Origin of the sequence: Pseudomonas sp. B15(2017) (assembly GCF_002113215.1) — a bacterium.
Classification (GTDB): domain Bacteria; phylum Pseudomonadota; class Gammaproteobacteria; order Pseudomonadales; family Pseudomonadaceae; genus Aquipseudomonas.
Window position 1 is genome coordinate 160,797 of the sequence record NZ_NEJZ01000015.1, and the last position, 22,571, is coordinate 183,367.

General features: G+C 56.2%; 22 protein-coding genes, 2 pseudogenes and 1 riboswitch. Of the genes and pseudogenes, 8 read left to right on the forward strand and 16 right to left on the reverse strand.

Features of this window, described 5'->3' with window-relative positions; all coding sequences use genetic code 11:
• Window positions 1-42: 42 nt before the first annotated feature.
• The gene (locus tag CAF73_RS21385) at window positions 43-735 is read right to left on the reverse strand and encodes a phytanoyl-CoA dioxygenase family protein (RefSeq protein WP_085703758.1); all 693 of its coding nucleotides are present in this window, start codon (window positions 733-735) and stop codon (window positions 43-45) included.
• Between the two features lie 244 nt (window positions 736-979).
• On the opposite strand from CAF73_RS21385, the gene CAF73_RS21390 reads away from it, so the two are divergent.
• Window positions 980-1,426 (forward strand): anti-virulence regulator CigR family protein, encoded by a 447-nt coding sequence (locus tag CAF73_RS21390; RefSeq protein ID WP_085703759.1) that lies wholly within the window; start codon window positions 980-982, stop codon window positions 1,424-1,426.
• Between the two features lie 79 nt (window positions 1,427-1,505).
• On the opposite strand, the gene CAF73_RS21395 is transcribed toward CAF73_RS21390, so the two are convergent.
• The 4 genes from CAF73_RS21395 to CAF73_RS21410 form a co-directional block, all read right to left on the reverse strand.
• The gene (locus CAF73_RS21395; protein ID WP_085703760.1) at window positions 1,506-1,727 is read right to left on the reverse strand and encodes a hypothetical protein; all 222 of its coding nucleotides are present in this window, start codon (window positions 1,725-1,727) and stop codon (window positions 1,506-1,508) included.
• 99 nt (window positions 1,728-1,826) lie between these two features.
• Window positions 1,827-2,753 carry an ABC transporter substrate-binding protein gene (locus tag CAF73_RS21400; RefSeq protein WP_085703761.1) on the reverse strand — a complete coding sequence of 309 codons (927 nt, stop codon included), beginning with the start codon at window positions 2,751-2,753 and terminating at the stop codon, window positions 1,827-1,829.
• A complete protein-coding gene (locus CAF73_RS21405) occupies window positions 2,750-3,109 on the reverse strand; it encodes a ferredoxin (RefSeq protein WP_085703762.1) in 360 nt (119 codons plus the stop codon). Before CAF73_RS21405 ends, CAF73_RS21400 begins: the two co-directional genes overlap by 4 nt.
• Window positions 3,109-5,046, reverse strand: a complete 1,938-nt coding sequence (locus tag CAF73_RS21410; protein WP_085703778.1) for a TonB-dependent siderophore receptor — start codon at window positions 5,044-5,046, stop codon at window positions 3,109-3,111. Before CAF73_RS21410 ends, CAF73_RS21405 begins: the two co-directional genes overlap by 1 nt.
• Window positions 5,047-5,136: 90 nt before the next feature.
• A riboswitch (cobalamin riboswitch) is annotated at window positions 5,137-5,343 on the reverse strand.
• A gap of 195 nt (window positions 5,344-5,538) precedes the next feature.
• Between CAF73_RS21410 and CAF73_RS21415 the strand changes: the two genes are divergently transcribed.
• Complete coding sequence (locus CAF73_RS21415) at window positions 5,539-5,796, forward strand: DUF2790 domain-containing protein (protein ID WP_085703763.1); 258 nt, start codon at window positions 5,539-5,541, stop codon at window positions 5,794-5,796.
• 45 nt (window positions 5,797-5,841) lie between these two features.
• On the opposite strand, the gene CAF73_RS21420 is transcribed toward CAF73_RS21415, so the two are convergent.
• The 5 genes from CAF73_RS21420 to CAF73_RS21440 all read right to left on the reverse strand — a co-directional run bounded on the left by CAF73_RS21420 (window position 5,842) and on the right by CAF73_RS21440 (window position 11,849).
• Window positions 5,842-6,777, reverse strand: coding sequence for a LysR family transcriptional regulator (locus CAF73_RS21420; protein ID WP_085703764.1), 936 nt, complete (start codon window positions 6,775-6,777; stop codon window positions 5,842-5,844).
• A 71-nt stretch (window positions 6,778-6,848) separates the two neighbouring features.
• Window positions 6,849-7,799, reverse strand: coding sequence for an aldo/keto reductase (locus CAF73_RS21425; protein ID WP_085700276.1), 951 nt, complete (start codon window positions 7,797-7,799; stop codon window positions 6,849-6,851).
• A gap of 22 nt (window positions 7,800-7,821) precedes the next feature.
• Entirely contained in the window at window positions 7,822-9,240 is a 1,419-nt protein-coding gene (locus CAF73_RS21430; protein WP_085703765.1) for an efflux transporter outer membrane subunit, read from the reverse strand.
• 18 nt (window positions 9,241-9,258) lie between these two features.
• Window positions 9,259-10,725, reverse strand: coding sequence for a DHA2 family efflux MFS transporter permease subunit (locus CAF73_RS21435; protein WP_085703766.1), 1,467 nt, complete (start codon window positions 10,723-10,725; stop codon window positions 9,259-9,261).
• Window positions 10,725-11,849: an HlyD family secretion protein gene (locus tag CAF73_RS21440; protein WP_085703767.1), complete on the reverse strand. Its 1,125-nt coding sequence runs from the start codon at window positions 11,847-11,849 to the stop codon at window positions 10,725-10,727. The genes CAF73_RS21435 and CAF73_RS21440 overlap by 1 nt, the downstream gene beginning before the upstream one ends.
• Before the next feature lie 223 nt (window positions 11,850-12,072).
• On the opposite strand from CAF73_RS21440, the gene CAF73_RS21445 reads away from it, so the two are divergent.
• Both CAF73_RS21445 and mug read left to right on the forward strand, forming a co-directional pair.
• Window positions 12,073-12,696 (forward strand): TetR/AcrR family transcriptional regulator, encoded by a 624-nt coding sequence (locus CAF73_RS21445; RefSeq protein ID WP_085700272.1) that lies wholly within the window; start codon window positions 12,073-12,075, stop codon window positions 12,694-12,696.
• Window positions 12,693-13,205 (forward strand): G/U mismatch-specific DNA glycosylase, encoded by a 513-nt coding sequence (mug, locus tag CAF73_RS21450; protein ID WP_085703768.1) that lies wholly within the window; start codon window positions 12,693-12,695, stop codon window positions 13,203-13,205. The genes CAF73_RS21445 and mug overlap by 4 nt, the downstream gene beginning before the upstream one ends.
• Here the strand turns inward: mug and CAF73_RS21455 are convergent.
• Window positions 13,169-13,528 (reverse strand): annotated as a pseudogene (locus tag CAF73_RS21455) (TetR/AcrR family transcriptional regulator); the annotation flags it as partial. The gene mug and the pseudogene CAF73_RS21455 overlap by 37 nt on opposite strands.
• Between CAF73_RS21455 and CAF73_RS30525 the strand changes: the two are divergent.
• A pseudogene (locus CAF73_RS30525) lies at window positions 13,515-13,625 on the forward strand (O-methyltransferase); the annotation flags it as partial. The pseudogenes CAF73_RS21455 and CAF73_RS30525 sit on opposite strands and share 14 nt — an antisense overlap.
• 100 nt (window positions 13,626-13,725) lie before the next feature.
• Here the strand turns inward: CAF73_RS30525 and yfcF are convergent.
• Together yfcF and CAF73_RS21465 are read right to left on the reverse strand one after the other, a co-directional pair.
• A complete protein-coding gene (yfcF, locus tag CAF73_RS21460) occupies window positions 13,726-14,358 on the reverse strand; it encodes a glutathione transferase (protein ID WP_085703769.1) in 633 nt (210 codons plus the stop codon).
• An 84-nt stretch (window positions 14,359-14,442) separates the two neighbouring features.
• Window positions 14,443-15,405: a GlxA family transcriptional regulator gene (locus CAF73_RS21465; RefSeq protein WP_085703770.1), complete on the reverse strand. Its 963-nt coding sequence runs from the start codon at window positions 15,403-15,405 to the stop codon at window positions 14,443-14,445.
• A gap of 106 nt (window positions 15,406-15,511) precedes the next feature.
• Here CAF73_RS21465 and CAF73_RS21470 point away from each other — a divergent pair, with 106 nt between their 5' ends.
• A complete protein-coding gene (locus CAF73_RS21470) occupies window positions 15,512-16,312 on the forward strand; it encodes an SDR family oxidoreductase (protein WP_085703771.1) in 801 nt (266 codons plus the stop codon).
• 196 nt (window positions 16,313-16,508) lie between these two features.
• Here the strand turns inward: CAF73_RS21470 and CAF73_RS21475 are convergent, their stop codons facing one another.
• The 3 genes from CAF73_RS21475 to CAF73_RS21485 form a co-directional block, all read right to left on the reverse strand.
• On the reverse strand, window positions 16,509-16,868 hold the full coding sequence (locus CAF73_RS21475) for a DUF6124 family protein (protein WP_085700267.1): 360 nt from the start codon (window positions 16,866-16,868) through the stop codon (window positions 16,509-16,511).
• A 355-nt stretch (window positions 16,869-17,223) separates the two neighbouring features.
• Window positions 17,224-17,580: a hypothetical protein gene (locus CAF73_RS21480; protein ID WP_085703772.1), complete on the reverse strand. Its 357-nt coding sequence runs from the start codon at window positions 17,578-17,580 to the stop codon at window positions 17,224-17,226.
• Window positions 17,581-17,802: 222 nt separating this feature from the next.
• Window positions 17,803-18,021, reverse strand: coding sequence for a hypothetical protein (locus CAF73_RS21485; RefSeq protein ID WP_011333849.1), 219 nt, complete (start codon window positions 18,019-18,021; stop codon window positions 17,803-17,805).
• 375 nt (window positions 18,022-18,396) lie between these two features.
• Here CAF73_RS21485 and CAF73_RS21490 point away from each other — a divergent pair, with 375 nt between their 5' ends.
• Both CAF73_RS21490 and CAF73_RS21495 read left to right on the forward strand, forming a co-directional pair.
• Window positions 18,397-20,484 (forward strand): ATP-dependent endonuclease, encoded by a 2,088-nt coding sequence (locus tag CAF73_RS21490; RefSeq protein ID WP_085703773.1) that lies wholly within the window; start codon window positions 18,397-18,399, stop codon window positions 20,482-20,484.
• A complete protein-coding gene (locus tag CAF73_RS21495; RefSeq protein WP_085703774.1) occupies window positions 20,469-22,391 on the forward strand; it encodes a UvrD-helicase domain-containing protein in 1,923 nt (640 codons plus the stop codon). Before CAF73_RS21490 ends, CAF73_RS21495 begins: the two co-directional genes overlap by 16 nt.
• Window positions 22,392-22,571 lie beyond the last annotated feature (180 nt).

Genomic DNA, 22,571 nt, shown 5'->3' on the forward strand with positions numbered 1-22,571 from the left:
TGTTTGCCTGAGGCAACTATATAGTTGCCTCAGGCAATCAAGTCAAATGAATGATCCCGCAATCGCGAACGCAAAGTCCGTCGGATCGAGCCGCTCAGACGTGTCCATTCGTATGTTTCTGAGGTTCACCGTTTCCAGGTGTGTGGCGTAGAGCGATTCGGAAAAAAAGGTGATCAACAGGGTACGACGGCGTGCGCCACTGGAGTTCAGGCTGCCGGCGTGGATCAGGTCGGCATCGAAGATCAGGATATCGCCCGCGCTGCCCGTCAGTTGTACGGATCGGGATTCGTCCGTGAAGTTGAACGGAAGGTCGCTGAGGGCAGGGCGGTGGCTGCCGGGGACGATGCGGGTTGCACCGTTTTCCGGGCCGTAAGCGTCGAGGTACACCAGCGCATTGATCGTGTCGCCGGGGCGTTGCGCCGACAAGTCGCGGTGCAGCTGCTGGTGGCCGCCATGGATAAGCGGTTCGCGGCCCTCGACCTGAGAGAGGAAGAAGCGCTCGCCGATCAACTCGCCGACCACCGCCAGCAAGGGTGGCAATCGGCACACGGCCTGAACGGTGGCGTCAGTGTCCAGCTGCGAATGGCGCCAGTCGATGCCACGGGGCACGGGCCATTCACCGGAAGGTTTCACGCCTGCATCGAAGACTGCACGCAGAGTGTCCAGCCATGCTGGCGCAATTGCCTGGCGCAGCAGCACGTAACCGTTTCGATGGAGTTGCTCGCGGTCAGCCACAGATGTCCTCGGTTTGGTTGGCTAACGCAGAGCGTAGACAAAAGCCTCAATCAATGAAGGCTATTCGATGGCGAATTTTCTCCCGGCAGTGCCACGGCGTCGGATTTGCCCAAGGATATGAAGCTGAAATCTGCCCCCCTTCGGCTGAAAGTCGTCCCAGAACCCCGATGACAGGGCCGTCTCAGCATGCCTGTAAAAAAACTGACTAGAATCCACAGACACCCGTCCATTCAAGGAACGACCGATGTCCGGTTTACGCACATTGATTGCGACCACGACCTGTATTGCAGTGCTGAGCAGTTCGCTGACAGCGCTGGCCGATCCTGGCAACGGAAAGGGGCAGGGCAAAGGCAATCCGCATAACAGCCAGGATCATGGCAATCAGGGGAAAAAAGGCGGGGGCGGCTATCAGGGGCATGGACCGAGTATCGACCACGCCGGGGTGATCGGCATCGTGGACGGCTATCGCGGCTACTGGACGCCGGGCCCGGCGTTGCCGCCCGGCATCCAGAAAAACCTGGCCCGGGGCAAAACGCTGCCGCCCGGTATTGCGAAGAAGCTTGATGGTCGACTGGTCGGCAGGCTGCCGCACTACGACGGCTACGAATGGCAGCAGGTCGGCACCGATCTGATCCTGGTCGCACTGGCCACCGGGCTGATTTATGAGGTGCTCAATGGCGCCTTTGATTGAAAAATAAATCTCTCTACATATGAAAAAGCCCGGCGGATAAGGCCGGGCTTTTGTCGAGTACTGCGGTAGAACCTTGCATTCAGACGTTACGACGTTCGATCAGACGGTCAGAACCACCTTCGGCAACCGCATCACTGAACAGCGGATCTGTTTCGGTCGCGGCGACGGCGTCACTAAACAGCGGATCGGTCTGAGTCGCTGAGGCAACCGCATCGCTGAACAGCGGGTCGGTTTCAGTCGCTGCAAAAGCATTCAGGGCGAAGAGCGAGAAGGCGATACCAAAGAGGGTCTGGCGTTTCATGGTTCTGTACTCCGTGTGCAGTGGGTTGGTGTGGAGCAGATCCTACGCTTTGGACTCGATATGAGAACTTCATTGAATTAATGGTTGTTATTGATGTGGTCAATGATCGGTCTCGGTCGCCCGAATTGCTTTGAACTGCTGCGCCAAATCCAGGGCCACACGACCGCTGTCCACCGTGGGCAGCAGGTCAGTGAAGGGAATGTCGATCATCCTTTTCTCGCGTACCGCCCGCAGGGTCGACAACACCGGATCCTGCCCGAGCAAGTGACGCTTGCGACTGGCCGGCGACCATTGCGCGTCGGCCAGCAGGATCACGTCCGGATCGCTGGAGAGCAGGGTTTCGCGGCTCACGGTTACCCGGTACTGGTTGATATCGGCGAACAGATTTCGCGCGCCGGCAGCAGCCAGCAGCGGGGTGACGAAACCCCGTCGACCCTCGCTGTCGAGGCCGTTGACCTCATTGTCCAGATAGAACACCGAGAGCGGTTTGTCCGAGCCGGCCAGTGCTCTCGCACGATTCAGATCGGCGTCCAGCTTATCGCTCAGCTCGCGCGCACGCGACTGCTTGTGCAGCAGCGCGCCAAGGGTCGAGAGGTCGTTGCGGATGTGTTCGAAGTAGTCCAGCGAATGCCCGTTGCACGCTGACTCCAGCAGATAGGACGCCACACCGTTGCGCCACAACCCGCTGCGTGACGTCACGCCGTTGCCGAAGGCCGAGGCGAACCCGCCGATCACCAGATCCGGCTTCTGCGCGTACAACACTTCGCTCGAGGGGTAGCGGGGCGCAATGACTGGCACGCCGAAATATTCGGACTGCGGTGCGCCGGTGTCGTCCAGATAGGCGACGCCCGCCAGCGCCGGGCCTGCACCCAATGCCAGCACCAGATCGGCGGCGTGCTGATTGAGGGCGACGATCCGCGACGGTGGCGCGGCCGGCGCGTTCCAGGTCTCGCCGCAGTTGCGGTAACTGTCGCCCCAGACCGGGCACGCGCAGAGCAGGGCGCCCAAAAAAACGAGTCTTCTCATGAGCGCGCCCTGATCAACAAATCCTCGACCACTTCATCGCCCACCAGATGCCCCTCAACCAGTCGTTGGGCATCCGCGTGACTGCGCACGCCGTACCAGCACTTCTCCGGATACACCGTCACAATCGGCCCCAGATTGCACGGGAACTGACAATGGGTGCGGGTCAGCAGAACGCCGCCCGGCGTTTCTATGCGGTCATGCGCCAGCAGGTGCCGGCGCAGGGTTTTCCATAACTGCAAGGCGCCGCGCTGGGTGCAGCGCGGGCCGGTGCAAAGGAACACATGGCGCGCATGCTCGGGCACCTGCGACCAGTCCGGATGCGAATCAATGCCGTCGGTAGTGATGATGTCAGTCATCAGAAGCGGTACGTGTAGCGGACTTCGGAGGTGAACGGCCGCCCGAGGTTGTCGACGTTGTTCGAGCGACTGGTGACGTAGTCGCGGTCCAACAGGTTCTCCACCAACAGACTCAGGCGATGCTGATGGGCGCCGTCGAGGTAGCGATAAGCATCGGCGTCCACCACCGAATAATGGCCGTATTCGATCTGTTTCGAGCTGATCACGTCGCGGATATAGCGGATCGCACCGCCGGCGCCCCACATCCGGTCGACCGACTCGTAGCCAATGCGTGAGCGGGCGAAAAAGCTTGGCACATCGTTCAGCGTTACTCCCGAGCGCGACTCGGTGAGGTTGCGGGTCATGTCGGCCTGCAGGCTCCATTGCTCGTTGAGCGCCAGTCTGGCGTCCGCCTCGAAACCGCGCATCTGCACCCGGCCCTGGCCGTTGACCCACTGGATGTCGTCGAGGGTGATCAGGTCATCGATCTTGCGTTTGAACAGGGTGACGCTGGCGCTGAACTCGCGGTCGAGCAGCAGGCCTTTGTAATCCAGACCGAGTTCGGCGTTGCGGCTTTTCTCCGGTTTCAGATTACGGTTGCCCAACTCATCACCGGGCTCGTTGACGAACAATTGCTCGGCGTTCGGCAGTTTGTAGGCCGTGCCGTACTGCCCGCGCAGGGCCCAGTTTTCATTGAGGTCATACAGCGAAGTGAGCATGCCGACCGTGGCGCTGTCGCCACCGCCCATGGCTTCGTGACGAATGCCGATGCTCGGGTGCCAGTCGGGCAGGGAGTCAATCTGCGGGCGCAATTGGGTATACAGCGCGTGAGCTTCGGCCTTGTCGTTATCGATGATCAGCACATCGTCCTGACCTTTGAACCACTGGTTGTCCGTGCCGAACACCAGTATGTGCCCGCCGGGCAATTGCGCCTTGCCTTCGGCCTGTACGCCCCAGTCGGTGAAGCCCCAGTAGTCGTTGTGATTGATGGTTCGGGTGCCGCCATTGGCGGTGTTGTTGATGCGCGTGTAGCGGGTGTCCCAGTCGTTGATATGACCTTTGACGAAGTAGCTCAGGCGCTCGTTGAGAGTCTGTTCGAAGGTCGCCGTGGCGATCTGCTGGACGCGGTCGTTGGTGGTCTTGTGGTTGTCCACCGGGCGGGCGAAATCGAGGTTGGCGTCGGCGTATTGGTAGAACAGCTCCAGTCGTTTGTCATCGCCGAAGGACTGAATCGCCTTGCCGCCGAACGTTGTGACTTCATAGGCGCGTTTCTTTTCGGAGACGTTTTTCAGGTCGCGATTACGAAACGGCTGATAGCCGTCCGAGACGTTATGGCTGACATAGGCCAGCAAGCCCAGATCGCCAAAACCGTTGCTGAAAATGTTCTCGGCCCGCGCATCACCGGTGGTGCCGCCGTAGGTGTCCAGGCCCATGTTCACTTCACCGGAGGCTTTGCGGCTGTGCGGGCTGCGGGTGACGATGTTGATCACGCCCGACACCGCTTGCGTACCGAACAACAGGCTTTGTCCACCCTTCAGCACTTCGATGCGTTCGATGGCATTGGCCGGCAAAGTGTCGAGGTACAAACCGCCGTACAGGCGATTGTTCAGACGCACGCCGTCGAGCAGGATCAGCGTGTCGTCGTTGCGCCCGCCCAGCAGGGAATAAGTGCCGTAGTCGAACGGGCCGTTTTTCGGCGCGACGTACAGACCGGGAATGAACATCTGCATCACGCGGCTGACATCGGCGCTGGGGCCCGCGCGCTCAATCTGCTCACGGGTGACAATCTCGACCTTGCTGCCGAACTGCGCCATGTCGGCCACCGTGGTGGACTCCACGGACGGCGCGGAAACGATTTGCTGATGGAGTTCGAGCGGCGTGTCATCCGCCAGCAACAGGGGGCTGAACAGACAGCCGAACAACAGGGATGGAGCCGGAGTGTTGAAAGGTTTGATCATCGTCTTCTCGAAAGGATCTTCGCAGAAGAGCATGCAGGAGAAGGCATCGCGCACACGCCGACACCGGCCCATGCCCGCCCACCGCAGGAGTTTGCCAAAAGCATTTCAGGCCGGTCTCCGGGCTCGCGCGTCTGGACGCTTTCACCTTCCCATGGCCGACTGGCCACAGTGGTGTGTCGAAAGCATCACGCGCCTACCGTTGCGGGGGCAGCACCGGACTTGTTCGAAAAGAACGTACCGGTTTCCCGTTTCACCCCATGCACGGCGGCATGGGACACCTGAAACAGGGCGGCATCTGAACATTCGGGTGGGCGTGCGTCAACCTGGACGGTCGATGGATGACGTTGAAGGCGGTTTTGCAGGCTTGATCCGATTCATACGAAATCCAGCAACAGTGTTTGTCCAACCCGCCGATATTTCCTCGCCACCCCAACCCTTAGCATCGTCTCCAACCCGTGAACAAACACGGTCCTCAACGAGACGGTGAACATCATGAGCTTCAAGAAAATCGCGCTGGTTTTAATGCTTGGCAGTTTCGGTGCACACGCTTACGCCGATAACGCGGACGCGGCGAATATCCCGGTCGAGACCTACAGTTCTTCGACAAATCTGGATATCGAGCACGTCATCTCCATTACCGAACCGGCCAACGAATGCGCCCCGGTGCCGGTGCAGATGACCTACGAAGATTCCCATGGCGAGCGCCACGTTCTGCAATATCAGGTGATGGGCACTGGCTGTTCCAGTTGAGTCAGGTGCAGAGGATGGAGGGTCGACACTCCATACTTGCCACGCTCAAACCGCTTTCGCTCCAACCACGTCTTCATCCGATGCCAGTAACTGCGGGATCGACTGCTTCAGAAACTCAACCCAGGTCTTGATCTTCGCATCGACGAACTTGCGCGACGGATAGATCGCAAACAGGTTCAACTCCTCCAGCCGGTATTCCGGCAGCACCCGCACCAGTGTTCCCGCCCTCAGGCCATCCACGGCCGATGCGATCGGCTGAATGCCGATGCCCATGCCTTTTCCGATCGCGATGGTCATGCCGTCGGCGGTGTTGATGTGAAAGGGCGACACGGGAATGGTGATGGTTTCCATGCCTTCGGGCCCTTCGAAAGTCCAGTTCTCCACCGGCATTACCGTGTTGACGATGCGCAGACACTCGTGCTCGCAAAGCTCACCCGGTGTTTGCGGCAATCCGCGTTTTGCCACGTAGGCGGGCGAGGCGCAGAGGATGCTGTAGGTGATGCCCAGACGTTGCGCGACGAAGCCGGAATCCGGCAGGTCGCGGGCCAGCACGATGGACATGTCGAAGCCTTCTTCGAGCAGGTCCGGGACGCGGTTGGTCAGGGTCAGGTCGAACATCACCGTGGGGTGAATTTCCCGATAGCGGGCGATGGCGTCGATCACGTAGTGGTTGCCGATGGCCGACATGGTGTGAATTTTCAAGCGGCCAACGGGCAAGGTCTGGGCGGTGCCGGCTTCTTCGTCGGCTTCGCGCACGTCATCGAGGATTTTTTCGCAGCGCTCCAGATAACGCATGCCGGCCTCGGTCAGGGCCAGACGCCGGGTGGTGCGGTTGATAAGCCGGGTGTGCAGACGCGCTTCGAGGGCGGAGATGGCTTTGGAGACGTTGGTGGTGTTGGTGTCCAGCAACTCGGCCGCGGCAGTGAAGCTGCCGCTTTGGGCGACGGCGATGAAGAAACGCATGCTCTGGAAAACGTCCATCGGTGTCGTCTCAACAGGCAGGTGGAAAGAATATAGGGGCGACCTCACAGTAGACCGCCCCTTCGCCATGGTCACTTTTTGCGGGGAATGAAACCGGGTACGCCCGTCTCGACCACCGAGTTGAAGCGGATTCGCGTCGTGATCTCTTCCCTGATCTCGCGCATCGCCCGGTGCGGCAACGTCGTGATATCGAAGTTTTCCTGAATCCGGCTCGGGTTCGCCGAGGTCGTCAGGAACGCCGTTCCCCGCTGCACCGCCCAGGCCAGGGCCACTTGCGCCGGGGTTTTCTGTACGTGCCGGGCGATCCCGGTGAGCACCGAATCCTCAAGCACATTCGGCTCCATGCCATGGCCCAGCGGGGCGAAGGCGAGCAGGATGATGCCGTGTTCCTTGCAGAACTCCAGCATCTCCCACTCGGGCAGGTACGGATGGGATTCGATCTGCACCACCGCCGGTTTGATTCGCGCGGCGGCGACGATGTCCTTCAGCGCGTCGAGGGTGATGTCGGAAAGCCCGATGGACTTGCAGCGACCGTCATCCACCAGCGCTTCGAGGGCACGCCAGGTGTCGATCAAACGGGTTTCGCCATCGTAGATCACGTGCCCGAACACATCCCGTGGGTCCTGATCGTCGCCGGGCTGGAAGGCGAACGGCGTGTGGATCAGGTAGCAGTCGAGATAGTTGACCTGCAGCCGCTGGCAACTGGCTTCGAACGCCGGTTTGACCCGCTCGGGGCGGTGGTTGGTGTTCCACAGTTTGGTGGTGACAAACACGTCTTCGCGACGGATCTGGCCCGCCGCAAACACCTGCGCAAAGGCTTCGCCAATCTGCGTTTCGTTGCGATAGCGCTCGGCGCAGTCGAAGTGGCGAAAGCCCACTTCCAGCGCGCATTTGACTGCTTCGGTAGTGGTGCTCAAGTCGCGAAACAGCGTGCCGAACCCCACGGCCGGCATCGAACCAGCACCGTTGTTCAACGCTATGCGGGTGTCGCGAAGTTCATCGTGAAAGGCTTCGTAAGTCATGTCGTGTCTCCGGTATTTGCCGTTAAAGAAGGGATGAGGTCTTGCGGGCGGCGAGTTTCTGATCAAGCACACCCACCGAGTTGCCACCCAGCGCCACGAACAGGCGCACCGAGTCGAGATAACGCGCGGTCTTCACTTGAATCTGTCCGAGCAAGGCTTGCTGATAGGCGCGTTCGGCTTCCAGCACCTGCAGCAGGCTGTTTTCGCCCTGGGCGTAGGCCTGGCGATTGAGGCGCAGGCTCGCGTCGGCGGCGCGCAGGGCATCGTCCTGCGCCAGGTTTTGCTCGGCGCCGTGGTTGAGCGCCTGCAAGGTGTCCGCAACCTGGCCGAAGGACTGAATCACCGTTTGTTGATAGCGGGCGAGCGACGCGTTGTAGCCTTCGACGGCGCCTTCGCGTTCAGCCTTGAGCGTGCCGCCATTGAAGATCGGCGCCGTCAGCCCGGCGGCAAATCCCCAGAGCGCGGCACCGCCATTGCCCGACGCGGCTTGCATCAGCGAGGCCGACAGCTCGACATGCGGGTAAAGATTGGCGGTCGCGACACCCACCGCCGCGCTGGCGAAGTGCAGTTCGGATTCGGCTTGCAGGATGTCCGGCCGGGTGTGGGCCATGGTCGACGGCAGGCTGACCGGAATGTTCGACGGCAGGGCGAACTCGTCGAGACTGAAGTCCGGCGCAATCCAGTCCGCCGGACCTTTGCCGGCCAGAATCGACAACGCATGACGCGCTGCATCGCGCTGCTGGGCGAGGGGCGGCAGCAACGTGCGATCCTGAGCAAGGCGGGTTTCGGCCAGCGACACGTCGATTTGCGTGGTGCTGCCGCTTGCCTGTGCCCGGCGCACCAGATCGAGGTTTTTCGCGTCGTTGGCCAGCAGGGTTTCCACGGCGTTGATCTGCGCGTTGGCCGAGGCCAGCAGCAAAGCCTGGCTGGCGACATCACCGGTCAACGTCAGCCAGGCTGCTTCGTAACGATGCTTTTGCAGATCGGTCAGCGCTTGCTGCTGTTCGATCGTGCGTTTGTTGCCGCCAAAAACGTCCAGATCGAACACGACCCGTGGCCCGATCCCGTAGAAATTGGAAACCACCGGTTGCGGCCCGTTGTGCGTACGCTGGCGACCGGCAGAGGCACCGAAATCGACCTGCGGATAAAGCACACCTTCCGCCGCCGCGACCGAAGCAGCGGCCTGGCGAATAGTCGCGTCAGCGGCGGCCAGTTCGAGATTGCCGTCGATAGCGCGACGCACAACCTGATCGAGTTTTGGTGAACGAAACGCTGACCACCAATCACCGTCGAGTCGCTGGCCCATCGCGAAATGCTGTTCGGCAGCTTGATCGTAATGCAACGACGGGCTCTCGGCAGGCCGTTGAAAATCTGGGCCGACGGTGCAAGCGGACAACATCACCAGCATCGCCAGCGGTGTGAGGCGCATTGAAGCTTTCATGGTTCAGACTCCACGTCATCAGTTGGCCGCAACGGGCTTGCGCAGGAACATCACCAGCGGACTCACCACGAGCATCGCCAGCATCAGAATCTTGAATTGGCCCATCACCGCGACGAACGCCGCCTGATGGGTGACCAGATGGTTGAGGCCTTCGAGCGCCGGCAACGACGTCGGCATGGCCAGGCGATAAGGCGTGAGCTGACTCACCAGCGCCGAGTGCATCGCCTGGGTGTTGTTGAAGAAAAAGATCTGCACCACGGCCACGCCGAGGGTGCTGCCGTAGACCCGCATCAGGTTGAAGAAACCGGTGGCTTCCGGGCGCAGCTTGGGGTCAATGGTGCTGAACGCGGTCTTGCTAAGCGCCGGCATCAGAATGCCCAGCCCCACGCCCTGGATGAACCCGGTGACGGCCACCGGCGTCCAGTCCATCAGCGGCGAATAACCGAGCATCAGCCAGTTGGCGTACACCACAAGCGCGATGCCGGCGGCGACAAACAGTCGCGCGTCAATCCATGCCGGCGCTCGCATCATCAACAGAAACGCACCCACCAGCCCGATGCCACGGGGAACGGTCAGCAACCCGGTGGTGTCCGGCGGATAGCCGAGGATTTCATCGAGCATCGGCGAGGTCAGCGCCATGGTCGACAGCAACACGAAACCCAGGGCGAAGAACATCACGGTCGACAACATGAAGTTGCGGTCGCCGAACAAACCCTTGCTGAGAAAGTGGGTCTTGCGGGTCAGCGCATGGACGACGAACAGGTACAGGCCGAGGGCGCTGGCGAGCGCTTCGATCCAGATTTCCGGCGAGTCGAACCAGTCCAGCCGTTCGCCGCGATCGAGCAGCATCTGCAGGCCGATCATGCCGACCGTGAAGCTGGCGAAACCGAAGAAATCAAACGCTGGGCGCGAGTCTGCTTTCTTCTCGGCGAGCAGCAACGACACCACAATCAGGATGTACGCGGTCAGCGGCAGGCTGAGGTAGAACATCGGGCGCCAGTCGAAATACTCGCAGATCACGCCGCCGATGCTCGGGCCGCTGACGATGCCGAACAGCACCAGCGCGGTCCATTTCGGGCCGAACGCCGGGCGGTGTTCAGCAGGCAATGACTCCATAGCGATAGCCATCGACAACGGCGCAATCACGCCGCTGGCCAGGCCTTGCAGAATGCGTGCGGCGATGAACTCCAGCGGCGCGCCGGCCAGCGTGCCGAGCCACAGACCGAGGGCGAACAGCACCAGCGCTGTCTGATAAACCCGCTTCAATCCAAAGCGTCCGGCGAGCCATTGCGCCACGGGCATCGTAATGGCGCTCGCCGCGAGATAAGCGGTGAAAATCCATCCGGCCTGATCGTCGGTCATCGACAGACTGCCCTGAATCAACCGCAGCGCGGCGTTCGGCAACGGCAGGTTGGCTGACTGCATATAGGTGGCGAGCAGGGCGACAAACCGCAGTGCCCGCGCATCGGCTGTTGAGCTGTTCATCACGAATTACCCGCAGACAACAACGACTTGAGCGGATGCCACCATGGCGTGCGGTGCCCGGTATCAACCTTGACCGTGGCGCTGGTGCCGGAGAACAGCGGCAAGGCAGGATCGGCCTCGTCCAGTTCCAGACGAACCGGTACCCGCTGCACGACCTTGACCCAGTTGCCGGTGGCGTTCTCCGGCGGCAATAGCGCGAAGTCGGCACCGGCACCGGGGCTCATGCTGATCACGTGTGCCTTGAACGGGCGATCCGGGTAGGTATCGAGGGTGATGGTCGCGGTCTGGCCGGGGCGCATGTGCGTCACCTGGGTCTCGCGGAAATTCGCCTCGATCCAGATTTCCCGGTCGGAAATCAGCGCGAACGCCGGTGCGCCGTTGTTGACGTAATTGCCCACCTGCAAATCATCGACCTTGGCGACGATGCCGTCGTCCGGCGCGGTGACCGTGGCGTAGGACAGATACAACTGCGCTTCGTCGAGTTGCGCCCTGGCCTCGCGCACGGTGGGGTGATCGTCGAGGGCAATGTCCGGGTTGCCGTTCAACGCGACGACGGTGCTGGCGATCTGTTGCTCGATGGACGCGATGCGCTGGCGCGAGACTTTCAGGTCGGTTTCGGCGCGCTCGTAAAGAGCCTTCGACACGAACTCGGTGGCGATCAAGGCTTTCTTGCGGGCGAACTCCTTCTGGTCGTAATCCGTCGAAGCTTTCGCCGATTGCAGCTCGGCTTGCTGCTGGCGATAGCTGGCCTTGAGGCCATCGATGCGCAAGCGAGCATTGGCCAGTTGTGCTTCGGCCCGGTCGACGGCGATCTGCAACGGCTTGGGATCGATGCGAAACAGCACCTGGCCTTTGCGCACGGGCTGGTTGTCGTCGACCGCGATCTCGACCACTTGCCCGGAAATCCGCGCATTTATCGAGGCCTTGGCCACGCGGGCATAGGCGTTGTCGGTGGAAACGAACGGCTCGTTGGCAACGTACTGGCCGTAGCCAATCGCGGCGAAAAGCGCCGGAACGCCGAACATCAATACGGGGCGCAGATGCTGCTTGAGTGGCTTCTTCGGCGGCGCGTCGACGGGGTGAGCGCGGGCTTGTTCTGCGGTGAGATCTAATGGCTGATTCATGAACGGCTCTCTCCAAAGTGCTGGGCGGCGTTGAATGCGGTGCGTCATCAAGTCAGTGCGCGGTGCAGGAGGGGTGCTCTGTTGCCGCTGTTTCGTCGTCGCCAGCCTCGGTTCGAGCGCTGTTACAACAAACCTGCCGATCAAGGAATTTCTGATTCCTTAATTTTGTGCGATGGTGTAAGAATATGAGCGACTTCATTTCCCCGCAAGGAATTTGTACGACATGGCACAAAATAAACCGACAGAAGGAAAAGGCCGTGGCCGTCCACGGGCCTATGACCCGCAAACCGCTCTGCAACAGGCACTTGGCGTGTTCTGGAACACAGGCTATTCCGGCGCGTCACTGGACAGCATCGCCAGCGCCGCCGGCATGAACCGCCCCAGCCTGTACGCCGCGTTCGGTGACAAACACGCGCTTTACATCAAGGCCCTCGATCAGTATTGGGACACCGCCCACGCCGCCATGCAGGCCGCGCTGAACGACAGCAGCCTGACCCTGGAACAGGCCCTGACCGGTTTTTACGAAGGGCAACTGGCGATCTATTTTTCCGGCGACGGCCAGCCACGCGGCTGTTTCGCCATCGGCACCGCGACCACCGAAGCGGTCGAGGACCCGGAAATCCGCAACGTGCTGTCGCAGCGCTTGAGCCAGCTCGATGCCGATCTTGAAGCCCGCCTGCAACGGGCGATTGAATCCGGCGAACTGACCGGCGATGTGGATGCCGCCGCACGAGCCATGCTCGCGTCATCGCTGCTGCACAGCATCTCGATCCGCGCCCGCGCCGGTAAATCCCGCGAAGAACTGGCGGGGCAGGCGCGCGATGCGGTGAAGGTGATCTGCGGTTGAACGGGCTTGAGGACATCCTCACTCAAGGTTTGTCCGTGGTGTTCTGCGGAATCAATCCGGGGTTATTGGCCGCAGAGCAGGGCCATCACTTCGCCGGCCGCAGCAACCGCTTCTGGCGCACGTTGCACCTGGCCGGTTTCACGCCCCATGAAGTGCGTTCGGAAGACGACCGCTCGATTCTGCAATTTGACTGCGGCCTGACCGCCGTGGTCGAGCGGCCGACAGCGAGTGCGGATCAACTGTCTGCCGAGGAATTCACCGCAGCCGCTGCCAGCTTCGAACGCAAGATCGCCCGCTACGCGCCACGCTTCGTGGCGTTTCTCGGCAAGGCGGCGTACGCCGGTTTATCCGGCAGGAAGTCGATTGAATGGGGGCTGCAAGAGGACATGTTCGGCGGCGCTAGAGTCTGGATTCTGCCCAATCCCAGCGGCCGCAACCTGGCGTTCAATCAAGCGCAACTGGTGGCGGCGTATCAGCAGCTTCGACGGGCTTCGAGTGTCAGCACATAAGCACTGAACATGTCCGCCATACCCTCGGCGCGGGCGGTGATTTCTTCGTCGGTGCGCGGGCTGAGTGAAAAATCCTTTCCCACCGAACTGAGCGTGGCCAGGATCAGATCGCAGGCTTGCGAGCGAATGGCTTCGCTGGCCCCGGGCAGCAACTCCACCATGAATGTCGCAAAGATCCGCTTGCCCACCGCCCGCACTTCATGGGCCTGCGGCGCATCGCGATAAAGCGGCGCCGCATCACTCAACGCGCCACGCATCTGCGCCTCCTCGCACTCCGAACGAATGAACGCATGCACCAGCGTGCGCAGGCGTTCCAGCGGCGGCGGTGTGCTGATCGGCAGCGAGTTTGAACCGTCGAAGATCGAACTGGCTCGGCATCATTTTGTTGAAGGCGGGGTGAGTGATCTGATTGAAATTCGGAGAAAAAGGGACAGAAAAGGGGACAGAAAAGGGGACAGATTTATTTTCTGAAAAAATAAATCTGTCCCCATTTCCATTTTCACTGAGTCCCCGTTTTTTCCTAGATTCGAGGTCGTTGCAGCTTGACCCACTCTTGCACCGTCGGGCGTTGCCACTGGCGCTGCGCGTAATCCTCCAGTTGAGCCGGCACAGTGTCCCCGTTGAGTATCAACCGGTTCAGCATCAATGCCAGATCAACATCGGCGATCGACCACTCACCAAAAAGGTAATCCGGATTGTCGGTCAGCAGCCATTGAGCGACATCAACCAACTTTTGCCTGGCAGCCTCAGCCGACGCTGACAACGGGCCGTATTTGACGCCGTAGAACACGACAAGCGTAGAGCGCTCCTGTCGGATCGGTAGAAGATCACTCCGAAGCCACGCTTGAACTTGTCTCGCCGCTGCGCGTTTCTGTGGGGCCTCAGGGTAAACAGGTATTTGGGGAAACACGTCTTCCAGGTATTCCGTAATCGCCGATGACTCCGACAACGCAAAGTCGCCCCGCACGAGGGTGGGCACCCGTTGAGTCAGCGAAAGACGGGCGTAATCGCTGGCCTGGTTCTCCAGTTTGTCCAGATCCAGGGTACTCATTTCGAACTCGATTCCCTTTTCTCGAAGGGCCACAAAGCACGACATTGCGTAGGGACTGGTGAATTGAGCATCGACGTAAAGGCGCAGGCTTGAATCATTCATAGCGTCATCTCCATATGCGGAGTGGCCACGCTAAAAGATTGGGCGGCCTAAATAAAATTCATGTTTTTTATGGGGGCATTCCTGTCAGGAATGCAGTTCCGTCACAACCCGACGAGCATCGCGCCGCACCGCTTGCGGAGGCACGCCGAAGCCTCGGATGAAGGCTTCACGCATATGCCGGCGATCACGAAAACCCGATTCGCTGGCGATGACATCGAGGGAATGCCGGCTCTGTTCAATCATCAAACGAGCGGCCTCCAATCGCAGGCCTTCGATGGCCTTGGCGGGCGACTGACCGGTTTCCGCGCTAAAAATACGGGTGAATTGGCGCGGGCTCAGGTGTGCTACGCCGGCCAGTTCTTCGACACTGAGCGCGCGATTCAAATGTTTTCGCGCATAGTTCAGAGCGCTCTGGATACGGTCGGACTTGGGCGCGAGGTCGAGCATTTCCGAGTGCTGCGACTGCCCGCCGGACCGGTGCTGGTGCATCACCAGTTTGTGTGCCACCGAGCGGGCGACCTCGGCCCCCAGATCCTTTTCCACCATGCCGACCGCAAGGTCCAGGCCTGCGGTCATGCCCGCTGACGTCCAGAAAGGGCCATCGACGATATAGATGCGATCGACTTCGACGCTGATTTCGGGATGGCGCTTCTGCAAGGTCTGGGCGTAGGCCCAGTGGGTTGTCGCACGTCGGCTGCTCAACAAACCTGCCTCGGCGAGGATGAAACCGCCCGTGCAGATACCGACGGTGCGCCTGGCTTGCGTGCCAGCCTTGCGTACGAAATCGAGCACTGCCGTGGGCGTTTCGTTTTTCACGGGGTCGTTGACCCCGACAACGATCCACGTATCGGCCAGCCCGGGCGCCTGAAGCGGACGCGTTTCCAGGGCCAGCCCCAGCGAGGATCGCACCATGCCGCCGTCCGGCGAGAAATTCTCGACGCTGTAGAAGGGCTCCTCGGCGACCTGATTGGCGAACTCGAAAACAGCCTGGGTTGCCAGCGAGAGCACCTGAAAGCCGTCAGTGAGCAAATAGCCGATGCGATGCATGGTTTTATCTCGAATGTCCTGAATCACTACCTTATACGTCATTTGAGATATCGCCTAGCCGTCGCATGCTGTCGTCCAGTGCTTCCCACCAACCTGGAGACTCGACATGACTCAATCCCGCCTCGGTACTGCCCTCATCACCGGCGCCTCGTCCGGCATCGGTGCCGTTTATGCTGAACGCCTGGCCCGACGTGGCCACGACCTGATCCTGGTCGCGCGAAATCGCGAACGCCTCAATGCCCTCGCCAAACGACTGAGTGACGAAACCGGTCGCAACATAGAAGTCTTGGCCGCTGACCTGTCCGACCGTGCCGATCTGGCACGGGTCGAGGAGCGGCTGAAGACCGATGCCAGCATTTCTCTGCTGGTAAACAACGCCGGGATTGGCGCGACTCAGCCACTGCTGGAATCAAACGTCGACACACTCGAAGACTTGCTCACGCTCAACGTGAACGTGCTGATGCGACTGACCTACGCGGCTGTTCCGGGGTTTGTCACCCGTGGCGGCGGCACACTGATCAACATCGCCTCGATCGTGAGCATTGCTCCGGAGTTGTTGAACGGCGTTTACGGCGGCTCCAAGGCCTTCGTTCTGGCGTTCAGCCAATCCTTGCGTCATGAACTGGCGGACAAGAATGTGCGCGTTCAGGCAGTCCTGCCCGGCGCGACGGCCACCGAGTTCTGGGGCGCGGCCGGCACACCGCTGGAGCATCTGCCGGAAGCCATCGTGATGCGCGCGGAAGACATGGTGGACGCGGCACTGTCCGGCCTCGATCAGGGCGAGTTCGTCACCATTCCGGCGCTTCCGGACATTGCCGATCTGGATGCCTATGAGGCTGCGCGTCAGAAGCTCATGCCCAATTTGTCGTTGAGTAAGGCGGCTGCACGTTATCGCACTGAAGACTGAGGCAGGCATTAACGCAAAAAATGAGGCAGACCTTTTATCCCGTCACCGGATAACAGATCTGCCTCATTTCATTGGCGATCTTGAGGCCGGCACGATATCCCGTGCCGGCCTCAGTCGCACTTGTTCCAGTCACAATACGGACCGCGATGATTCGCTGTAGAAGTAGCCAAGGACTGCTCCTGCAGCCATCGTGAGATTACGCGGCCTCGACGTGATCCAGCGCCTGATTCACCGCCAGCTCGGCAATCATCACGACCTGCGCAATACCGATCGCCATCTTGCGATGGGACGGATCGAGCGTTGCCGCGAAATTGCTCAGCATCTCACTGGCCGCCCCAAGGTTTTCGCTGGCGTTGGCCAGTAAGCATTCGGTGTTGTACTTCGGATTGGCCAGGTACATCCGCTCGGGTTCGTTGCAGGACGACATGATCCCGGCGGCGGGGCAGAGGTAGTGATCCAGCGCGCGCTCTGCGGCGTCGTGGAGTTTTTTGGAGTTGGGGGATTCGTAGGGAGAGGTGGTGTCGGTTTCGGGTGGGTTGGGTGTTGGTTTGATCATGGTGAAACTCCTACATCGTCAAATGGGAGCCGACACTCTCGCTACCAAACGATGGGTGGCGGCCATGCTCAGGTTGGTAGACCGGGACGTAGGAACCGGCGCGCCCGAAGACGCCCTGTGCATGACCACCATGACGCGGAGTCTTTCAGACACTGCACATCATGATGCTTATGCAACCTACGATAATCCGGGGCTACCAAACCCCATCACTGTTTTTCAGTGACCGGGAAACGATAAGACCCGCGTCGTAGACGCACAAGCCGGCGGATTCTGGCGTAGTCGTAGGCAATGACGCAAGGCGTTGTAGCCTCGAGGAAGTTACGGCGGGTTGCTTTAAACGAACCTGTTTAAGCGCTCAAAGCCTTGAGGAAATCTCTTTCCAGATGTAGCCGTAGTTGTATTGCAGCCAGCGAACCAACGCCTTATCAAACTGCCTGCGAAACCAGCTGTTCTCCCTGGCAGCCAGCCTTTCCTCAATCATTGCCCTAAGCGAGTCTGGATCAAAGCCAGTCCATACCGGAGGCACAGCGGCCGCAAGGTTGGTGAAGCACACCGGCGCGACCTCTGAATAAAGGATTTCGTAGAGCGCGTCAGGATCGATGCCTCTGACCTCCGCCGCTACATAGTCGTATTCGACCGGCAAATCGTTGAAAGGCCAGGAGAGTGCAGCTCTGACGTCGGTCAGTTGCGGCTCAGTCAGAAGATGTCCCAAAACCAAAACTCCTTTAGTTCGCCACTCAGTGGATGAGGACAAGGGACGGGGATATTTCTTGAGAGATAGTACTGGGCTTTATTGGCAGAAAGGGAGCGGCGGGATTTTCAGGGTTTCAAAAAATGCGGGGTTTATGCGAGCCATTCGCGGTGGGCGAGAGCGCTTGGCACGGAACCAAGCGCTCAGAGTAGGGCGGGGCACTTACGACTCCACCCTGATGTTTCAGTTTTTGCTGGCGTTCAGCTTGCGCAGTTCTTCGTAGGTCGCCGACTGGACGAACCAGAAGCCGGAAATGATGCACCAGCAAAGGGTGCCTGCCACGAAGATACCCAGCGCCGGCAAGAACCCGCTGGTGAAAATCGCGACGATAGCGACCAGCCAGATGAATGCCAGGGAGAGATACAGGACGGTGTTGTTGACGCTGATGACGAAGTCTTTCACGAGGGCATATTCCTTGCGGGATGTAGAAAAAAATCCCCTCTCCGGGGGGAGGCGCATGCTATCACAACGCCTTCATGGGGCGAGAAAAGGGGCTCTCAGAACTGGTCCAGTACAAAGTTCTCTGATTCACGCGTCCAGCGTGTATTGCGTATGCATTTTGATGGCATTGAGCTATACCTCAATGACTGCATTGTCTAGGGGGCGATGAATGACGAGAGAATTTGAAAAACTGACAAGACTTTGGATCAAGGTGATGGGTTTGAGGTAACTAAGGACTTTGAAATATGTGTCTGAAAATGAAAAAGCCTTCAGGGTATATAACGTGATTTCGTTTATTCATAAGACTAAGAAATCAATTTATTGGTGGTGTGCGCAATGAAAGTTTCAAAAGTTGAAATTTTAAATTATCGGCTTCTGCGGAATTTTTCGTTAGATCTAGAGAATGAGCTTTCGCTAGTAATAGGAAAAAATAACTCAGGGAAAACTTCTCTATTGTCAGCGTTTGAAAAATTTGTCGTTGAGAGTAGTAAAATTTCCATTGATGATTTTAATGTAAATCTAAGGGAGAGACTTCGCGAGCTAGTCTCAGGAGAAAAGCCAGTTCCCACAGAGGAGGAGTATGTTTCTATTGGTATGCACTTAAGGATGACAATAAAATATAATGAGCAGGACGATCTGGGTCAGGTTTCGGAACTTATTATGAGTCTGGACCCGGAAGATAATTTAATTAATCTAGGATTCGATTATAAATTATCTCATTCTCAACTTGTTTCTTTCTGTGGTGCGTATCAGGAAGATAAAGATGATTATGATAATGATGCGCTGCTTTATATTTCGGAAAAACACGGAAAGTATTTTGGTGGTGTTGTTCGTAAAAGCTACCTCAGTGGCGATTTTTCTAAATATACGGATTTAACAAAAGAAAAAATTTCGCTTGAGGAGGTGTTGTCGTTTAGATCGATTAGCGCGAAGAGAAGCGTGACGAACAAGGATAATGACAAAACTCTCTCGGTGCAAACCGCTAGGATTTATAAAAGAACGGATGAGACTGAAGAGCAGAAACAAACCGTAAATTTATTCAAGAAAAAGCTAAGGAGTACTGATAAGGATTTGAGTGCGGTCTATCAGAGCATGTTTGCTAAGCTTCTTGGTAGCGTGGAAAAGTTTGGCGGTGTCTCCCACGCAGAAACTTCGTTGACTATTTCATCAACTTTACAGCACAGGGAACTGCTTGAGGGTAATACTACTGTCCTTTATCGACATGAAAATCACGACTTGCCTGAGCATTTTAATGGTTTAGGCTATATGAATTTGATCAGTATGATTTTCGAAATTGATTTGCTGATGACGTCGTTTAGGCGAGCACTGAATCAAAGGCCTGCCGCCATAAATATACTATTCATTGAGGAGCCAGAGGCTCATACCCATCCTCAAATGCAGTACATCTTTATTAAGAATATCAAGGCGCTCTTGGCCGAAGGAATAAAGCGAGAGGATGGAGTAAACGTAAATCTTCAGACTGTAATAAGTACGCATTCTTCGCATATTGTCGCCGAATGCGATTTTGACGACATAAAATACATGAAAAGATCTAATGGGGAGGTGCTTTGTAAAAGCCTGAAAGCCCTGAAAAATGATTATTTGGAAGCGAATGATGAGGAAGGAGTTGGGCACTTTAGATTTCTAAAGCAATATTTGACCTTGCATCGCGCGGAATTGTTTTTCGCGGATAAGGTTATCTTGGTTGAGGGAGATACAGAAAAAATACTGCTTCCCGCCATGATGAAAAAACTAGATCAAGAGTATCCTGTAGAAGGCGTCGCTCCTTTATTGTCGCAGAATGTTTCCCTCGTCGAAGTCGGCGCTCATTCTCAGATATTTGAAAAATTTCTTCGTCTCGTCGGAGTAAAAACACTCATTCTTACAGATATTGATACCGGGAAAACTACCTTAGAATCAGACGAAAGTGGTAAAGAAAAGAAAGTAACCCAAAAGTGCCCGCCGCTCGATCCTGAAACTGATCATACCTCCAACAATGCACTCTGCTTTTTCTACGGTAAGAAAAGGGAGGATGTTAAGTTTTTCCTCGATTTGAAAAAGGATAATAAAGTATTGTCTTATTCTGGCGGTTGGATACCTAGCAAAGAGGGAGATTTATTCGTTGGATTTCAGACTGAAGAGGAAGGGTATCGTGGGAGAAGCTTTGAAGATGCTTTTTTTAGTATTAATAAAAAATTCTTAGGTAATGACTCCGCCAGATTTCCTTCGCTCGTTGCAAAGCATTTTCAGCTTTATGTTGATGGAACTCATACTCCCTATGAGTTTGCAGAAAAAGCTGTAGATAAGAAGGCTGGCTTAGCTATTGATATTCTATTAAATAGCGTTGCGTCTGAAGAGTCAGCATTTTCCAATTGGAAGACGCCCGCATACATTCAGGAGGGATTGGAATGGCTTCGCAACTGATAAAGAATATATATAGTGAGGAGACAAATGAAATTCTCGCAGCTACAAGAGAGGGTAGAAACTTCCTGCTAAGTGGTGGCGCTGGAAGTGGTAAAACTTATTCGCTTGTTGAAACTATTTCTGGTCTGATCGAACAAAAGCCTCTTGCTGAAATTGCCTGTATTACGTATACGAATGCTGCTGCACAAGAAGTTGAGCACAGGGCAAGCCATGAAAATCTTTACGTGTCGACCATCCACGATTTTTTATGGTCAACTATCAAACATTTTCAAGTGGAGCTAAAGGAAACGCTGATTTTTCTGATTAATGATGATGGTCAGAATTTATTTAAAGTGACTTTGGATAATGGTGAACCTGATAGGGTTGAGTCCATTGATGGTGATGTTGAATATAAGGAATATGTAAGGCTGAGAAGTGGGATTGTTTCTCATGATCAAATTCCTGTATTGGCTCATGCAATGTTTTTAAGTTATCCAAAACTGTGTAGGATAGTAAATGATAAATTCAAATTTATCTTGGTTGATGAATATCAGGATACCAGTCACCTTGTGGTGGAAATACTGCTTGAGCACCTCGCACGTACGGAAAGACGCAACGTAGTAGGTTTTTTTGGGGATGCAATGCAATCGATTTATGATAAAGGCATTGGAGATCTTGAGGCCTACAAAGGTGTAGGTAAATCCAAAGTTACGGAGGTCAAGAAAAAACAGAACAGAAGAAACCCCGTCTCAGTGATAAATCTGGCAAATAAGTTTCGTACTGATGGACTTTTGCAAGAGCCTTCGAATGATATCGACGCCCCAAATATGGAGGATGGAAAACCAATAATTGGTACTGCGAGATTTTTTCACTCAAGAAAATCCAATGTTGAAGTTGCAAGGAGTTATTTGCGGTGGAGCGATTCGTCTTTGCTTACAAAAGAGTTAAATCTTACTCATAATTTGATAGCAACGAAGGCTGGTTTTCCCGAGTTGATGAGAGTTTATGATGGAGACAAAATCTTAGAATATGTAAATAGACTTAGATCGTTTATTAAGACGACTGTCCCAAGGTACTGTCCAGAAGGTAAGACGTTAGAGGAAGTGGTTGCGGATTTAACAGCAGGTAAGATCGGGAATGAGTTGAAGAAGGTGCTTCCGACAGATGGTCAGGCTGGATATATTGCGAAATACCCTGAGTCTTACCGTTTGGCGTTGCAACAGCATTTTCTCGATTTAACTTCAATATACATTGACAAGGATATGCTCATTGATGATCAGAAAGCAGATCAAAGCATGCTCGGGGGAGGAGGAACGACTCGAGATAGTTTGATTAAGCATGTCCATAGGATCCAAACGCTAATTAAACTTTACCAAGAGGGGGCGTTTAATGAGTTTGTGAGGGCGACAGATCTAAAAATATTATCTCATAAAGATAAATTTAATCTTCGAGAAGAAATCAGAAGTCTAGCTGATTTGGAAGGTAAAACAATCGGAGAAGTTATTGAACAAGCGCATAAGAAGGGTTTGGTTAGAAGGGATGATCGTTTGGAAAATTTTATAAGGCAGAGGTTTTATGTCTATGCGCAAGTTTGCGATCTGGCTTTCTCGGAGTTTCAAAGCTTATACAGATATATAGACGGAAAGACGCCATTTTCGACTCAGCACAAAACTAAAGGGCGTGAATTCGATAATGTGCTAGTCGTTATGGATAATGGAAGATGGAATAACTATAATTTCGAAGCATTCTTTACTGGTGATGGTAAAGATACCGTTATAGAACGCACTAATAAAATTGTATATGTGTGCTGTACTCGTGCTAAGAAGAATCTAGCTTTTTTCTATCCGGAGCCATCGGATGCTGTTATAGAAAAAGCAAAGGAGTTATTCGGTGAAGATAACGTGATCGATTTGGATAAGTTCAAATAACTCGTCAGGATTGGGTGCTCAAGTTAATGGAGTAGGCAGCATAAAACTGGCTACAAGGCCGAAGCTCTTAGAGTAACGGCCTATATTCAGATATGGGGGCTAATCATTGGCGATGCTACATCGATAGGGAGTAATTGATTGCCACGACTTAAGCCTTAACCCACCGCCCCCGCCCCCAAC

What these genes read in the sequence shown, in the direction of transcription:
- CAF73_RS21390 (WP_085703759.1), top strand. Translation starts at nt 980, where the DNA reads ATGTCCGGTTTACGCACATTGATTGCGACCACGACCTGTATTGCAGTG.
- CAF73_RS21395 (WP_085703760.1), bottom strand. Translation starts at nt 1,727, where the DNA reads ATGAAACGCCAGACCCTCTTTGGTATCGCCTTCTCGCTCTTCGCCCTG.
- CAF73_RS21400 (WP_085703761.1), bottom strand. Translation starts at nt 2,753, where the DNA reads ATGAGAAGACTCGTTTTTTTGGGCGCCCTGCTCTGCGCGTGCCCGGTC.
- CAF73_RS21405 (WP_085703762.1), bottom strand. Translation starts at nt 3,109, where the DNA reads ATGACTGACATCATCACTACCGACGGCATTGATTCGCATCCGGACTGG.
- CAF73_RS21410 (WP_085703778.1), bottom strand. Translation starts at nt 5,046, where the DNA reads ATGATCAAACCTTTCAACACTCCGGCTCCATCCCTGTTGTTCGGCTGT.
- CAF73_RS21415 (WP_085703763.1), top strand. Translation starts at nt 5,539, where the DNA reads ATGAGCTTCAAGAAAATCGCGCTGGTTTTAATGCTTGGCAGTTTCGGT.
- CAF73_RS21420 (WP_085703764.1), bottom strand. Translation starts at nt 6,777, where the DNA reads ATGGACGTTTTCCAGAGCATGCGTTTCTTCATCGCCGTCGCCCAAAGC.
- CAF73_RS21425 (WP_085700276.1), bottom strand. Translation starts at nt 7,799, where the DNA reads ATGACTTACGAAGCCTTTCACGATGAACTTCGCGACACCCGCATAGCG.
- CAF73_RS21430 (WP_085703765.1), bottom strand. Translation starts at nt 9,240, where the DNA reads ATGAAAGCTTCAATGCGCCTCACACCGCTGGCGATGCTGGTGATGTTG.
- CAF73_RS21435 (WP_085703766.1), bottom strand. Translation starts at nt 10,725, where the DNA reads ATGAACAGCTCAACAGCCGATGCGCGGGCACTGCGGTTTGTCGCCCTG.
- CAF73_RS21440 (WP_085703767.1), bottom strand. Translation starts at nt 11,849, where the DNA reads ATGAATCAGCCATTAGATCTCACCGCAGAACAAGCCCGCGCTCACCCC.
- CAF73_RS21445 (WP_085700272.1), top strand. Translation starts at nt 12,073, where the DNA reads ATGGCACAAAATAAACCGACAGAAGGAAAAGGCCGTGGCCGTCCACGG.
- yfcF (WP_085703769.1), bottom strand. Translation starts at nt 14,358, where the DNA reads ATGAATGATTCAAGCCTGCGCCTTTACGTCGATGCTCAATTCACCAGT.
- CAF73_RS21465 (WP_085703770.1), bottom strand. Translation starts at nt 15,405, where the DNA reads ATGCATCGCATCGGCTATTTGCTCACTGACGGCTTTCAGGTGCTCTCG.
- CAF73_RS21470 (WP_085703771.1), top strand. Translation starts at nt 15,512, where the DNA reads ATGACTCAATCCCGCCTCGGTACTGCCCTCATCACCGGCGCCTCGTCC.
- CAF73_RS21475 (WP_085700267.1), bottom strand. Translation starts at nt 16,868, where the DNA reads ATGATCAAACCAACACCCAACCCACCCGAAACCGACACCACCTCTCCC.
- CAF73_RS21490 (WP_085703773.1), top strand. Translation starts at nt 18,397, where the DNA reads ATGAAAGTTTCAAAAGTTGAAATTTTAAATTATCGGCTTCTGCGGAAT.
- CAF73_RS21495 (WP_085703774.1), top strand. Translation starts at nt 20,469, where the DNA reads ATGGCTTCGCAACTGATAAAGAATATATATAGTGAGGAGACAAATGAA.